The organism is Pseudoalteromonas nigrifaciens (assembly GCF_002221505.1).
Classification (GTDB): domain Bacteria; phylum Pseudomonadota; class Gammaproteobacteria; order Enterobacterales; family Alteromonadaceae; genus Pseudoalteromonas; species Pseudoalteromonas nigrifaciens.
The window spans coordinates 1742339-1756979 of the sequence record NZ_CP011036.1 but is presented as its reverse complement, the minus strand read 5'-3'; the positions used below and the strand labels follow the sequence as shown (position 1 = coordinate 1756979).

The following is a 14641-nucleotide window of genomic DNA, read 5'->3' as shown; positions in this document are numbered from 1 at the left end:
CGTACAAGTGTACGCTAAAGTAGTTGGCAATTTATAAGCGAAGATAAGTGTTATGGAACCTAAAAATAGCTATACAAAAGAAGACTTGATCCTATGTGGTGAAGGTAAAATGTTTGGTGAAGGTAACTGCCGTTTACCAAGCGACAATATGTTAATGATGGACCGCATTACCTCTATTACTGCCGATGGCGGAATACATGGTAAAGGCGAAATTGTTGCTGAGCTAGATATTGACCCTAGCTTATGGTTTTTCGACTGCCATTTTAAAGGTGACCCTGTAATGCCAGGTTGCTTAGGTTTAGACGCTATGTGGCAGTTAGTTGGATTTTACTTAGGTTGGTCTGGCGGTCCAGGTCTTGGCCGTGCGCTAGGTGTGGGTGAAGTTAAATTTACCGGCCAAATTTTACCAACCGCTAAAAAAGTAACCTACCGCCTAGTAATGAAACGCGTAATTAAACGCAAATTATTTATGGGTGTTGCCGATGGCACGGTAGAAGTAGATGGCCGTGTAATCTACGAAGCGAAAGATTTAAAAGTAGGTCTATTTCAAGACACCAGTGCATTTTAATTAACTGTTAATAATTAAAATACACATACAAAAATGCCTCCACTTGGAGGCATTTTTGCTTAAATTCAGTTATATACTATGTTTTATAAATATTACGATTATCTATTGCTTCGCGCCAACCACCTAACCATTCTGATTTTGGATCAACTTGTTGATAGGGACAATGCTCTTTAGAGCGACCTGCTAAACCTGCTTTAAATCCTTGAGAATGTGCTCTCTCTAAACGATCTCTTTTTTGTCTCTTCATCGGTAATATCCTCACCTTTGTATTTATATATTTTGTAGCATTAGTGAAATCTACATGTAATGAATAGCTAATAAAAAAGGTTAATTCAAATTATAAAAGCAATTAATTAGTTTGACTTTAACTAAGCTGCTGATGCAATGATGAATTAGCTTTTTAAAAAGTAAGTGGTCGTACTTGCACTGTATTGACCGGTTTAATCTAACTTAAAAACACGATTAAAAAATCGTTTTATTACACTGTTGTGTATATATTGTGACCGGCTAATTTAGCCTTAGTTCCAAATTAATTTAGTCTGTTTTTTAATTATTTTAAATTTTCTTTAGCTTATTTAATAAACAACACAATTAATGCTTGATTATTTAAAGTCGATCGGTCTAATATGTTGTATGAACAAAAACACACCAACTCCAGTGAGGCGTGGCCGCCCACCCAAAGTAGCCAGAGAAAACGCCGATACCAAAGCGTTACTTATTCGCACAGGCCTAGAAACATTAACCGAGTTTGGTTTTAGCGCAACTGGCCTCGATACCATATTAAAAAAAGCAGCCGTACCTAAAGGCTCTTTTTATCATTACTTTAAAAGTAAAGAAGCGTACGGTATTGCCCTTGTTGATGCTTACGACAGTTATTTTATTGCCAAACTTAATCATTATTTACAACAAAGTGACGTGCCCCCGCTGGAGCGAATAGTCAACTTTACCCAAAGTGCCATTAAAGGGATGAAGAAGTACGATTATAAGCGTGGCTGTTTAGTAGGCAATTTAAATCAAGAACTGAATCACTTAAGTGACGAATTTAAAACCCGCTTATTGCAAAGTTATACTAGCTGGCAAAACTTGGTAGAGGTGTGTTTAAACCAAGCAAAGCAGCAAGGTACAATTGCCAACAGTGTAAACACCCCATTAATGAGTGAGTACTTTTGGATTGGTTGGGAGGGTGCGGTTATGCGTGCCAAGCTCACTAAGTCTAATACTCCACTTACTTTGTATACAGAAATGTTTTTACGCGCATTACTAACCTAATGCGTTTTTTTCACCAATTAAAAGACGATCGGTCTAAAAGGATGTCCCATGAGTAACCCAATTAAAGCCATTGTTATTAATAAAGATGATAATAACTACAGCACCTCTTTAAGCAGCATTAAGAATAGTGACCTGCCGAATGAAAATGTCACTATTGATGTGCTATACAGCACTTTAAATTATAAAGATGGCTTAGCAATAACCGGGAAAGGGCCTGTGGTACGCAGTTTTCCTATGGTGCCGGGTATAGATTTAGTAGGCACTGTGAGCCACTCCACCAGCGATGAATTTAAAAGTGGCGATAAGGTAATTTTAAATGGGTTTGGTGTAGGCGAAAAACACTGGGGTGGGCTTGCTCAAAAAGCAGCACTTAAGAGCGATTGGTTAATCCCCTTGCCTGCTGGCATTTCACCTAAACAAGCTATGCAAGTTGGCACTGCGGGTTACACCGCTATGCTCAGTGTAATTGCACTCGAAAAACAAGGCATAACACCCGATTCAGGCGAAGTGCTGGTAACCGGTGCCAATGGTGGCGTAGGTAGTTTTGCAATATATTTACTAAATCAGCTTGGCTACAATGTAACCGCAGCTACTGGACGAATGGAGCAAAGTGATTATTTAAAAGAGCTAGGAGCAGCAAATGTAATTAATCGTGATGAGCTTTCAAACCCAGGTAAGCCGCTACAAAAAGAGCGTTTTGCCGCAGCTATAGACTCAGTAGGTAGCCATACTTTAGCTAATATTTGCGCCTCATTAAAATATGGAGGTGTTGTAACCGCATGTGGCCTTGCACAAGGTATGGATTTACCTGGCTCTGTAGCACCATTTATATTACGTGGCATTCGATTAATAGGTATTGATAGCGTAATGCGCCCAAAAGCAGACCGAATTGAAGCATGGGATCGTTTAGCATCTTTAGTAGCAGCTGATTACCTTGATAAAATATCGACTGAAATAACGCTTGAACAAGTAATTGATAACGCCGAGCAGCTTATGAAAGGTAAAATTCGCGGCCGGGTTGTAGTTAATTGCCAAAGTTAAGCTTTTTACACTGTTAAAGCCTCGTTATTAAATTTATAATACACTTTGTATTTTAATAACGAGGTAACACCTATGAGCAACCAAGAACTTTTCAGTAATAACCCACTGCAAGGCGTAAAATTAGAACAAGTGGTTGAAGAGCTGGTTGAACAATATGGGTGGGAACTCCTATACGCTTATTTACAGCTAAATTGCTTTAAAAATAATCCTGATATTAAATCGGCGGTTAAATTTTTACGTAAAACACAGTGGGCACAAGAAAAAGTAGATAACTTTTATTTGTATCGCCTTAAAAACTTACCACGCCCTGATGATGTGCAATACGAACTGCCACCGCGTGATCGCGTGATCCCTGCTGATCATAAACCTGGTGAGCCGTGTGAGTTAAGCTTTACTGATGCAAAGCGTATTATGGAGAAAAAAGAGACTAAGCAACGTGCGCGTACCCGTAAACAGCGTGTTAGCTCAACTAATCCTTGGGGCAACTAAAGCACAAGGTTAAACCACTCATTATTAAAGCTGGCATTGCCGGCTTTTTATTACGCCTTTTTACTCATACCCTATAAGTTAACAGCAACAAAGATATAAAGTTTACTTTAGAGGCTTGTATCCCCTATCTTGCCAAAACTCTACAGCCGAGCGCTCTGTAGGCAGTGCTACATTAAATGTTTTATCCGCTATAAGTTTGCCATTGTACTCTATGGTCATGCGCCAATTACCAAGTTTATTATTAATTGGTGGCCATAAAGTATCACCTAAATAAAAATGCCAGTCGCTGTCTTTAACATACACCACTCCGGAAAAAGGAGGCATTATGTCGCCTTCATCATCGGGTATATTAGGATGATAAATGCTGTAATGTAATTTTTCGCCTTTGGCTTTTTTAATATTTATGATCAAACCAAATTCAACATCAAGAGTAGCGATGACCTCGGTAGTAAATTGCTCTATTTGCGGCAATGCTTTACTCTCGTTATCCCATGTTGAGTAAATACCGTAGCTTTGCAGCGTAATTATCGGTTTTAATTTAGCCATATCACCTAACTTTATATTTAACGTTTATTGTATGCCAGCAGGGTGTGTAAATTTGCCATATTTAAAGTGTCATTTTTGGGTTTTTAGGATAGTAATGATTGCTCTGCTGCTCGCACAAACTAAACTCACGAGTATTTTTGTAAGGTAACTTCATAAAACCGGCTACCCCTACGTCGGTAATATTAACTGCGTATTGCATCAACTTATTAAGCAGCCGCCTAAACTCATCCTCTTTACTGGCATCGAGCAACCGGTAGTAATGATGTATTTTGAGCCTATCGGGCAGCGCTTCAAAAATAATGCAGCCAGTGTGGTGTATTTGATTTAGCTCAAACACACATTTAATTACTTTTTTTGGCAGTTGTAGTTGCTCGTCGGGATCTTTACCATCTTCAAAGTAAGAATGTGGCCGGGTAACATCACTGGCATTTACATTCACCGTTTCAAAATCAAGTTCTGGTAAACTTTCAAACTTAAAGGCGCCGGTTCTATCGCGCTCTAGCTGAATGGTTTTACGTGCGTCAAACAAACAACATTTAAACAGCCCTTTTTGGCTAATTGCTTGTGCCAGCATTACGGTATTATTTACCGCATCGGTAAATGCAGCGGCTAACGTTTCGTTATACAAAATTAGCGATGATTCAACAAACAGTGACTCATCTTTCCAATGAAAGCTTAACCCGCCTACCGCAGGATACTTTGCTAAACGACTAATTGAAGCTAAAAATGCTTTTTCGGTATCTCCGGTATCAAACAAAAACTCTTTGTAGTAACGATCTAATTGGGCATCGTTTACATCAAGCAATTGCTGTTTATGATCGGCTTGGCGTAAAAACTGCTTTCGTGAACTGTATACAACGGTTTCGGGCTCTTCGTCATAACTAAACCAAAACGGAATCGCGGCTTTAACTACTTTTTTAGGTAACTCAGGTAGGTATGCTTTCGCCATACTAGTAATGTTACGCATAAAGTAATCACCTGCGCTATTTCTCACTTGTTTATTTTTAGAGAGCATACCGTCAATTACTTTAGCCAGCTCTATTGGTAGCCCTAAACTGCTGGCCGGAATAACGTCTACTCCAAACCGACAAGACTGTGCAGAAGCAAGTGCGTACAAGGTTGCCGCTACGCCTTGCTCATCAAAGCGTGGAGATGATTGCTCTCCCGACATTTGTGCTTCACCAATAAAGTAAACATCGCCCATACGTGCGTTAGTAGTGCTTAGGTCTGCCGACATTAAATCCATAAAATTACTGGCAATGGGGTTACCGTCACTATCTATTTGCGCGTATACCGAGCTTCCCCAATCCACTAACGATAGTGCATCACTGGCTTCGTCCCATACTAAGTTTGAAGGTTTAATGTCGCCATGCACAATAGGCTGCGCCGTTATACCCGTATTATGATTGCGCAGATCGAGCAGCACGTTTCTGAGTCGCACTGCCAGCGTCATAATTTTTGCAGCGCCAATTCGGCCTTTTTTCAACGATACTTTTTCAAGGTCTTCGCCCATGGCGCGAGCCATCATTAAAATGCCTTGTTTTTTAATTCGTTCAAATGCATAAAATTCAGGTACAAGTGGATTGTTAATTTGCGATAGCATGTAAGCTTCGTCTTCTAGGCGGTCGCGTATACTTTGCGCTAGCGTAATACGCGAAAACTTAAATACCCAAGGTAAGCCGGTATCGTCGTGTCCCGCAAAAACAAAACCAAAAGCGCCTGAGCCAATCATTTCTACATTTTCGTAACCAAGTAAGGTAAGTTTTTTAATACATATATTAAGCCACTGCCGATGCTTTTTAGCATCGTGGTGTGAGAGCAAATAAACAGATTGCTCTTCGTTAATATAAAAGTTACGAATTTCTTTGGCTTGCACTGTATTTTCTCAATTAAGGAAGTATAACGGCTTAAATTAATAACCCTTTTAGCTGTGTAATACTCTATTTTATTTAAAGTTTTATCTCAAGTAATAGCGCTCGTTTAAATTTTAAGGCTACATATCGCTATAAATTGCGCATTCAACGTATAGGGCTTAACCTATTGGGCTAAAATAAGGTAAAACAGGGCTTTATATTCTTTTGGGTTAAACAATGACAAACATAATTAAAGCCTCTTCCTTAGCTATAGCGCTTTGTGCTGGTATGAGTACGCACGCAGCTGAGTTTACTTTCTCATCAAACATAAACAAAGATGCACAAACATTAGTCGTATTTTATAGCCAAGATGGAAAAAACAAACAATTTAAAGCACTTAATAAAGAGTTTAAACAGCATTTACAGCGCATAATAGACATTGAAAACTTTAAAGGCGATTACGCCAGTGTTGCCGAACTTATAGCACCACAAAACAGTAAATACGATCGTATATTAGTGGTAGGTACGGGTAAACAAAAAGAACTAGATAAAGCCCGTATTGCAAAATTAGGTGGCAATATACATGCTCGCTTACTCGGTAATAAAGTAACAACCGCAAGTGTAATATTTGATGACGTAACCGGCTTAAATAACAATGCCGAGTTAGCAGCTAACTTTGCTCACGGTGCTAATTTACGCGACCACCGCTTTGAAAAATATAAGCAAAAAGCCAGCACAGAAACTATTAGTTACACATTTGATGTTGCCAACACTAAGCAAACACAAAAAACATATAAGTTGCTACAAAGCATTCAAGCTGGGGTGTTTTTGGCCCGCGACTTAACTTCTGAAGTTGCTACCCACATGACCCCGGTCGACTTTGCCAATGCAGCTAAAGAGTTAGAGTCTCTTGGCGTTACTATTAGCGTACTTGAGCCTGCCCAATTAAAAGAGCTAGGTATGGGAGCGCTTGAAGCTGTTGGCCGTGGTAGCGAACAAGGCGCTCGTCTTGTAGTTGCTCATTATAAAGGGTCTAACGACGCACCTATTGCCCTAATAGGTAAAGGTATTACATTTGACTCTGGCGGCTACAGCATTAAAACAGGTGCATCTATTGCACGAATGAAATCAGACATGGCAGGTGCAGCAGCGGTACTGGGTACTGTAAAAGCAATGGCACTTGCTAAAGCAGATAAAAACGTAGTTGCAGTGATGGGTATGGCCGCTAACATGGTGTCGCAATTTGCTGTAGCACCGGGCGACGTAGTACGTACCGCTGAAGGTTTAAGTGTAGAAATACTTAATACCGACGCAGAGGGCCGCTTGGTACTTAGCGATTCAATGTGGTATGCGCGTAAGCACTTTAATCCTGAAATAATGATTGATGTAGCCACATTAACTGGCTCTAAAGTAGGTGCTGTTGGCAATGAATACGCTGCAGTATTTTCACAAGATGATAAATTAGTAACGCAATTAACCTTAGCCGGTAAACAGGTTAACGAAAACTTATGGCGCCTACCTTTAGGGTATAAAGATGCTTTAAAGTCGGATATTGCTGATTTAACCAATGTTGGCTCCAGCGGCCCTGGTGCAACTACCGCAGCAAGCTTTTTAGAGCATTTTGCCGGTGACACTCGCTGGGTACACATTGACATAGCCGGCAATGCATTAGCTAAAAAAGGCAAAGACGAAGTATCTGCTGGCGGTACCGGATTTGGCGTGCGTTTATTGAGTGAATGGCTACTAAGTAATTAAATATACATTAGTTAGCTTTACTAGCTAAAACACAAAACGCCAAAAGCACATATATGCTTTTGGCGTTTTTTATTGTTAGTTAAAGCAATATAACCTTTAACCTAGAAGGTCAAACACGTTTTAGTCGTAACCATACTTATTATTAAACGCTTCATCGCTCATGGTTAATAAAATAATAAACTCTACAAATGCAATGATCGCCGGAATAGCTGTCCAAAAGAACAACAGATAAATAAAGCCTAAGCCAATTTGCCCTAAGTAAAACTTATGAACACCAAAGCCACCCAAAAATACCGCAAGCAATGCTGCAGCTATTTTACTCTTACCATTGGGCGCAGTACCACCTAATGAATTAGGTTGCGCTGTTTGTCTTACCCCACATTTAGGACAAATTTCTGCTTTTAAACTAATTACGCCTCCACAGTCCGAACAAAACTTTTCGTCTGCACTTTTTAATGTTGCTGCATCACTCATTAATAACTCTCCATTGTTTATAAATATGCTTCATAGCGTAGTTAAGTAAATGTCAGTATATAAATTATTAGTTTTAATTTTTAGATACTTGAAAATATTTAACAGCTAAAAACTTAGCACAATAGGCAAACCACATTCAACAAAAATAAAACAACTATTTTACATTTTGGTGCTTATACATGATTTATATAGTGCAAATAAACGATGTGCAGCTATTAAAACTCGATAGTATCAATAATCAACACTAAATAATGTTAACAAAATTTACATTTAGTTAGTTGTTCTGCATAAACCCTTTTTGCTTAATAGCGCAGCACTAAGTTAATTGTGGTTTTTTAATGGAGTATCAAAATGATAAAATTTAAATCGATAACACTATTTGTTAAAATGTGTACTGTTACGGCATTATTAACCAGCTCAGCCGCTTACTCACTAGGCTTCTCACAAACCTACACACAGGCTTACTTACAAGCCTATGCTCAAGCTTCATCTAAAGATAGCAAACAGGCTCCAGCTCAAAACATTCCTCAAAACTCCATTTACCAATTAAATAATACGTGGTTAGATCAAGATGGCCACGAGCGTTTATTAAGTAGCTTTAGTGGTAAAAAGCAAATAGTGAGCCTTATTTACACACATTGTGCGCATACCTGCCCTACTATTGTGTCGACCATGCAAGCTATTGAAAATAAGCTTAGTAATGAAGAAAAAAACAATGTTGGATTTATATTAGTCTCGCTTACTCCTGATACAGACACCCCGACGGTATTACAAAGCTTTGCCCAAAGCAGAAAACTAAGTGCACATAATTGGAGCTTACTCACTGGCTCAGCCGATGATGTGCGCAGCTTAGCTGCAGCATTAAACATTAAGTATCAAAATATAGGGAATAGCGAGGTAGAGCACTCTATTATAATGACGGTGCTTGATCAGCAAGGCAGAATCAAGTTTCAAATAACGGGTGTAATTAGTAATGCAACTTTCACTGCTAAGGAGCTTGCCAACTTTTAAGCTACTCACTATTACTAAAAACACAAATATAAAACACTTTATTAGCAAATAGAGTGTTTATATTATTTTATAAATGTTTACTTAAAATACCTCCTACCTAAGTCCGCTTTAAATCTCTCATATATTTTTTTAATCAACTACTTCACTTGCTTACAGCATAGAGTATTAATGACGTATATATACCAACAAGTTATAGGGTAGCGTTGGACTTATTTGCAGCACAATAGAATAATCCGCCCTTCACTTACACTTCTGCTTTGTATTATTAATTATTAGGTACTTACGTGAATAAAAAACAAGCCATACTAGGTAGCGCTATTGCAATTTTATCTATTTTGTTAGGGGCACTATTTCTCGAAACATCATCACTGTTTTTACGTCTACTGCTAGGCTTAGCTTTGGGTTTTGCCTTAGCGAAAGGTTCAATTGGTTTTGCTGGCAGCATTAATCGCGCATACCGACGTGGCTCAACACAGCTATTGCAAACTCTTATGTTTATGTTTGTTATTACTGCCATTATAAATGCTGGCTTATTAGTAAATACAGATTCAACAAGTTATAACTTATGGGTTAACCCTATTAATTTAGGCCTGATTATTGGTGGCGTAATGTTTGGTGCCGGTATGAGCTTGTCGAGCTGCTGTGCTACCGGCATGATGGTAGAAATGGTAAGCGATGTACCACGCGCACTAACAACATTGGTATTTTTTGGAGCAGGTGTGTTTTTTGGCTTTCCGCTACAAACAACGCAAAGCTGGATCACGCAAAGTGTAATCTCTACAAGTAGTTATGCTGGGCAAGGTGTTTACCTGCCCGATTTGTTTAGTTGGGGGCCATTAAATGGCTACTTTATTGCTATTTTAGTTACGATTGCTTTTGCTTTAATTGTTGTAGTGCTGGCTAAAAAATATGAGAACTACCGCCAAAAAAGTGGATCTTATTTAGGGGTTGACGGTGAAATAGCCCGACAAAAGCAGTTATTACACAACAGTACACAACTATTTACATTTTTTAGCACCCACACATATAAACGCTGGATAGGAAACATGTGGGAAATGCGCACTTCTGCTTTAGTAATTGCAATTATATTTGGTGTAATGATGGCGTCAACTGGTTCGGGCTGGGGCGCTTCTACCCCTTTTGGCATATGGTTTGGTAAGCTTGTAATGCAACTTGGCATAAGCGCAAACGATATTGCAAACTTTACTCTAAGACCCGAAGTAATGTTTACTACAGGCTTTTTTGATCATGCTATTTCGGTACAAAACTTTGCAATAATGTTAGGCACATTAATAGCCGTGCTGCTTATGGGTAAATTTTCGTTTTCATTTAAAATAAACCACTCAGCTAAACAGTTTGCTTTATTTGCACTTGGTGGGCTACTAATGGGGTTTGGTACGCGTTTTGCCAATGGCTGCAATGTAGGTGCATTATTTACCCCTATCGCTAACTTTTCATTGTCAGGTTGGATTTACCTAATTTTTTTACTGCTTGGTGGAATACTGGGTAATAAGCTGCAACATGCTGTTATTAAATAATACCTTTTATAATTAAAATGCCGACTTAAATTATAAGTCGGCACTTTTACTAACCGTTATTTTTTAAACAGTATACGTTTAAGTGTATTGTCTTTAATAATATAATGATGCAGAAGTGCTGCGCTGGCATGTAATGCAATTAAGTAATAACCAAGTACGCCCGTTGTTTCGTGTAGGTATTTAATTTGTTTTGCCAGATCAGTGTTTTTTGCCGCTAATGCGGGTAATTCAAAACCATAAAAAGGGATTGGCGCATCAAATAAACTCAGCATAAACCAACCTGCCAAAGGCATTGCAAACATAAAAGCATAAAGTGCAATGTGCGTAATACTAGCTGCCATGGTTTGCCATTTTGCTGGACTGGGCGTTATTAATGGTTTAGAACCACTTTTTAAACGAATAAATAGCCGAATAGTTACAAGCAATAAAACTGATAACCCCAGCATAAAATGCCACATTTTAAATAAATCGCGAGTTTCTGTGCCCTTATCAAATAAAACCCGTAGTTCAATAGAGGCATACACAGCAATTAATACTAATAACATTAGCCAGTGCAGGATTATTGAGAGTTTATTGTAATGGGTAGATGTGTTTTTTATAGCCATAAAACCTCTAAAAATATAAGAAATAAATGCGCTCTTTACTTCTCAAGCACACCGTACTTAACCTGAACTCTGGTTAAGAGATTTACGAACATATTGAATCATCGTTATATTTAATTTTATTTTCTCTAGCCAGAGGTTTTCAGTGAAAACAAGGCGAATTTACGCGTCAATAGCTGGCCTATTGCAAGTAAATTCAACGCAGTTAGCGCTGAAAACAGCTGCTTGAGATAAGTTTATTATCCGGAGCTCAGGTTACTTAAGAAGTTTAGCGCGTTTAAAACTTTTACAGTGTTTAAAGTAAGCTTTTAATGATCTAGCACAATAACTATTTAACTTATATTTATAGGCGCTATCTGTATTGATAACTTAAACCAAGCCCCGCCCAAAATACATCTTGTAATAATTCATCGTCGGCATAGCGGTTAGAATCTTTATTAATAGCAAAACTGTAGTTGCTATATGCGTATAACTGCATGTTTTTTATTACTGAGTAAGATAAATTGGTACTAAATAGCACATGATTAGCACCATTATGCCCATCGGCCACATACCCTGAATTAAAGCCAACACTGGTTTTAAAATCAAGCTGTAATACGGGCGTTAATTGATAATGTTTATTTAGCGCAACATCTAAAAAAGCACCTTGTCATCAAATGAATAATATAAACTACTTATAAGCTGAACCTGCTGTGCAAAAGAGTAAATAAGCTCAAGGCTAACCTCATTATCGTAAGCGTTACTGCTTTCTTCGCGCGAGGCAATTGCACTATACCCACTTAATAGCTCAAGGTTTTTTGATAATACCGTTGCGTATATTATATTTAAATTCACTTCTGAATAATCGGTATTAATGCCTTTAGCAAACCAAGGAATAATTATGAAATTTTCATAATTTAGCTCTGTAGATACTGAGGTAATCCCTTTATTTGCTAAGTTATCACGCCCTTCAGTAACATAGCGGTTTTCCCAGTAGGAATGAATGTGCCTGTCGTAGCTGTTATTAGGTTCAATGTTAGTTAACGTCTCAACTTTTATATGACCCGCCGCATCTGCTGAAACATTTTGCACAGCACTATACTCTTGCGTAGTTTGCGCTAAAGCAAGGGAACTAAAACAGGCACTAAACGCAAATAAAAAACCGACAATACATAACTTCATTAATAACCTAAATTTTCATAGTAGTATTTAGCTCAGTTACTGAGCTAAAAAGGTCGGCTATACTACTACTCGAATAGGTAAATGAGCAATAAATTTTGTTAACTTTATTAGTTAAATAAAATCACTGCAACTAAGGCTCGCTGCAGTGTTAAAAATACGGGGTATAAGGTAGGTAATTTAAAGTTTTATGAAGGTGTTACTAAACCTCTTCGCATTCCCAGCTTGGCTTTTCAAATTTAAACACTGCTAATCCTAAAACCGCTATCATTATTGCAAAAGCTAACCAAGATGATAAAAACTGTGCTGCAAAAAACCAACCCACTGCAGCGGCAATAACACTAATAACAAGCTGAGCCATAAGCGGAACTTTACCTTTGGTACCGTAAGTAAGTTTATAAGCTTTAACTAATTCATCAGCCACAAAAAACTCACAAAGTGTCACGTTTTTAGTTAAACCGTGGGCTTTTAGCCTAATTTTGGCCGGGTTGCCATTTATTTCAAACTGATGAGTAGAGCTAAACTTAAAGTTTTGTGCTTCGCTAACTATCTCACCGTTAACTTTTACAACTTCTTTTCCCGATACGGGCAAGCAGTAATAAGTAACTTCTACGTCATCACTGTAAAACTTAAAATGCATTCCACTTTTGGCCGAAACCTCTACTTTATTTGTCATCATCATCCTTATTGATATAAATTTAATTATATAGTTTCCAAAGAAAGTTAACAGCATGCTTACAACAATAAATCGTTAACTCACTCATAAAAAGCTATACCTCAATAAAAACAAACAATAGATTTAAAATCAAACTCGTTAACATTGCTGATCAGTACTAAACTTTTGTTAATCGGAAGTTAATTGATCTGCATCAAGTCATTTTTGCACTTAAGTGCAATACTAAGTTAATCGTCATTTATAATGGAAAATATAAAATGAAAATACAACCTAATAAGCACACCCTATGGCTCCCTCTAATAGCTATTTTATTTAGTGGTAACCTACTTGCTGCCAGTAATTTAAAAACTGAACAAGCAATACTAACGCCTCCTCCTATGGTGCCGCCCGCCATTAATAGAGATCACAGTGCAAAAGTAGTTATCAACCTAGAAACAAGAGAACAAGTAGGGAGAATTGCCGATGGCGTTGAATATGTATTTTGGTCATTTGGTGAAACCGTACCAGGGAGTTTTATTCGAGTTAGAGAAGGTGATGAAATTGAGTTTAACCTCTCAAATCACCCTAGCTCAAAAATGCCGCACAATATTGACTTACATGCGGTAACAGGCCCAGGTGGTGGCGCGGAATCGTCATTTACGGCCCCAGGACACACCTCAACATTTAATTTTAAAGCACTTAATCCTGGGCTTTATATTTATCATTGCGCCACGGCTCCTGTTGGTATGCACATAGCCAATGGCATGTATGGCTTAATTTTAGTTGAACCAAAAGAAGGCCTTGCGCCCGTAGACCGAGAGTATTATTTAGTACAAGGGGATTTTTATACTAAGGGCGAATTTGGTGAAGCTGGCTTGCAACCTTTTGATATGGCAAAGGCAATTGATGAAAACGCAGACTACGTAGTATTTAATGGCTCAGTAGGCAGCACCACAGATGAAAACTCTTTAACCGCTAAAGTAGGTGAAACAGTTCGATTATATATTGGTAATGGTGGCCCTAATTTGGTTTCTTCTTTTCATGTAATAGGCGAAATTTTTGATACCGTTTATGTAGAAGGCGGCAGTTTAAAAAATCACAACGTACAAACCACATTGATCCCCGCTGGCGGCGCTGCCATTGTTGAATTTAAAGTAGAAGTACCGGGCACCTTTATTTTGGTCGATCATTCTATTTTTAGAGCATTTAACAAAGGCGCACTCGCAATGCTAAAAGTAGAAGGCCCAGACGACCATTCTATTTTTACAGGCAAAACAGCTGAAAACGTATATTTACCAGAAGGCTCAGCAGTACAGTCGTTAGATAATACATTTACTAAAATAACAGCCAACAATAAAGATGACCAAATACGATTCGGCCAACGTGTTTATGAGGCTAACTGTATGGCTTGCCATCAAGCTAATGGCGAAGGTATTCCCGGAGCATTCCCGCCTTTAGCAAAGTCTGATTATTTGAACAACAACCCACTTTTAGGTGTTAATGCGATTATTAAAGGCTTATCGGGTCCGATTAAAGTTAATAACGTTAACTACAACGGCGTAATGCCAGCAATGAACCTAAATGACGAAGATATTGCCAATGTTATTACCTTTGTACTAAATAACTGGGATAACGCCGGCGGAAAAATCTCTGCTGAACAAGTTGCTAAGCAGCGCAAGTAA

At 38.3% G+C, this 14641-nt stretch carries 16 protein-coding genes; 8 read left to right on the top strand and 8 right to left on the bottom strand.

Going from position 1 to position 14641, the window contains the following annotated elements:
• Positions 1–52: 52 nt before the first annotated feature.
• Positions 53–568 carry a bifunctional 3-hydroxydecanoyl-ACP dehydratase/trans-2-decenoyl-ACP isomerase gene (fabA, locus tag PNIG_RS08545; protein WP_011328171.1) on the top strand — a complete coding sequence of 172 codons (516 nt, stop codon included), beginning with the start codon at positions 53–55 and terminating at the stop codon, positions 566–568.
• A 76-nt stretch (positions 569–644) separates the two neighbouring features.
• Here the strand turns inward: fabA and rmf are convergent, their stop codons facing one another.
• Positions 645–815 carry a ribosome modulation factor gene (rmf, locus tag PNIG_RS08540; protein WP_011328170.1) on the bottom strand — a complete coding sequence of 57 codons (171 nt, stop codon included), beginning with the start codon at positions 813–815 and terminating at the stop codon, positions 645–647.
• 386 nt (positions 816–1201) lie between these two features.
• Between rmf and acuR the strand changes: the two genes are divergently transcribed.
• The 3 genes from acuR to PNIG_RS08525 all read left to right on the top strand — a co-directional run bounded on the left by acuR (position 1202) and on the right by PNIG_RS08525 (position 3367).
• Positions 1202–1837 carry an acrylate utilization transcriptional regulator AcuR gene (gene acuR, locus PNIG_RS08535; RefSeq protein WP_041454420.1) on the top strand — a complete coding sequence of 212 codons (636 nt, stop codon included), beginning with the start codon at positions 1202–1204 and terminating at the stop codon, positions 1835–1837.
• A 48-nt stretch (positions 1838–1885) separates the two neighbouring features.
• Positions 1886–2878: an acrylyl-CoA reductase (NADPH) gene (gene acuI, locus PNIG_RS08530; RefSeq protein WP_089368269.1), complete on the top strand. Its 993-nt coding sequence runs from the start codon at positions 1886–1888 to the stop codon at positions 2876–2878.
• A gap of 72 nt (positions 2879–2950) precedes the next feature.
• Positions 2951–3367: a VF530 family protein gene (locus PNIG_RS08525; RefSeq protein WP_011328167.1), complete on the top strand. Its 417-nt coding sequence runs from the start codon at positions 2951–2953 to the stop codon at positions 3365–3367.
• A gap of 102 nt (positions 3368–3469) precedes the next feature.
• Here PNIG_RS08525 and PNIG_RS08520 read toward each other — a convergent pair whose 3' ends face one another.
• Entirely contained in the window at positions 3470–3913 is a 444-nt protein-coding gene (locus PNIG_RS08520; RefSeq protein WP_011328166.1) for a DUF3859 domain-containing protein, read from the bottom strand.
• A 61-nt stretch (positions 3914–3974) separates the two neighbouring features.
• Complete coding sequence (locus PNIG_RS08515; protein ID WP_089368268.1) at positions 3975–5789, bottom strand: protein kinase domain-containing protein; 1815 nt, start codon at positions 5787–5789, stop codon at positions 3975–3977.
• A gap of 214 nt (positions 5790–6003) precedes the next feature.
• Between PNIG_RS08515 and PNIG_RS08510 the strand changes: the two genes are divergently transcribed.
• Positions 6004–7521, top strand: coding sequence for a leucyl aminopeptidase (locus PNIG_RS08510; RefSeq protein WP_089368267.1), 1518 nt, complete (start codon positions 6004–6006; stop codon positions 7519–7521).
• Between the two features lie 120 nt (positions 7522–7641).
• On the opposite strand, the gene PNIG_RS08505 is transcribed toward PNIG_RS08510, so the two are convergent.
• On the bottom strand, positions 7642–7995 hold the full coding sequence (locus tag PNIG_RS08505; protein WP_011328163.1) for a TM2 domain-containing protein: 354 nt from the start codon (positions 7993–7995) through the stop codon (positions 7642–7644).
• 351 nt (positions 7996–8346) lie between these two features.
• Between PNIG_RS08505 and PNIG_RS08500 the strand changes: the two genes are divergently transcribed.
• On the top strand, positions 8347–9006 hold the full coding sequence (locus tag PNIG_RS08500) for an SCO family protein (RefSeq protein ID WP_089368266.1): 660 nt from the start codon (positions 8347–8349) through the stop codon (positions 9004–9006).
• A gap of 284 nt (positions 9007–9290) precedes the next feature.
• Entirely contained in the window at positions 9291–10544 is a 1254-nt protein-coding gene (locus PNIG_RS08495; protein WP_089368265.1) for a YeeE/YedE family protein, read from the top strand.
• Between the two features lie 56 nt (positions 10545–10600).
• Here PNIG_RS08495 and PNIG_RS08490 read toward each other — a convergent pair whose 3' ends face one another.
• The 4 genes from PNIG_RS08490 to PNIG_RS08475 all read right to left on the bottom strand — a co-directional run bounded on the left by PNIG_RS08490 (position 10601) and on the right by PNIG_RS08475 (position 12944).
• Positions 10601–11149, bottom strand: coding sequence for a cytochrome b (locus tag PNIG_RS08490; RefSeq protein WP_011328160.1), 549 nt, complete (start codon positions 11147–11149; stop codon positions 10601–10603).
• 349 nt (positions 11150–11498) lie between these two features.
• Positions 11499–11624 (bottom strand): hypothetical protein, encoded by a 126-nt coding sequence (locus tag PNIG_RS20275; protein ID WP_255319073.1) that lies wholly within the window; start codon positions 11622–11624, stop codon positions 11499–11501.
• A gap of 155 nt (positions 11625–11779) precedes the next feature.
• Positions 11780–12307 carry a hypothetical protein gene (locus tag PNIG_RS08480; RefSeq protein ID WP_089368263.1) on the bottom strand — a complete coding sequence of 176 codons (528 nt, stop codon included), beginning with the start codon at positions 12305–12307 and terminating at the stop codon, positions 11780–11782.
• A 199-nt stretch (positions 12308–12506) separates the two neighbouring features.
• Positions 12507–12944: a hypothetical protein gene (locus PNIG_RS08475; RefSeq protein WP_244181069.1), complete on the bottom strand. Its 438-nt coding sequence runs from the start codon at positions 12942–12944 to the stop codon at positions 12507–12509.
• Positions 12945–13237: 293 nt separating this feature from the next.
• Here PNIG_RS08475 and nirK point away from each other — a divergent pair, with 293 nt between their 5' ends.
• Complete coding sequence (nirK, locus tag PNIG_RS08470) at positions 13238–14641, top strand: copper-containing nitrite reductase (RefSeq protein WP_089368261.1); 1404 nt, start codon at positions 13238–13240, stop codon at positions 14639–14641.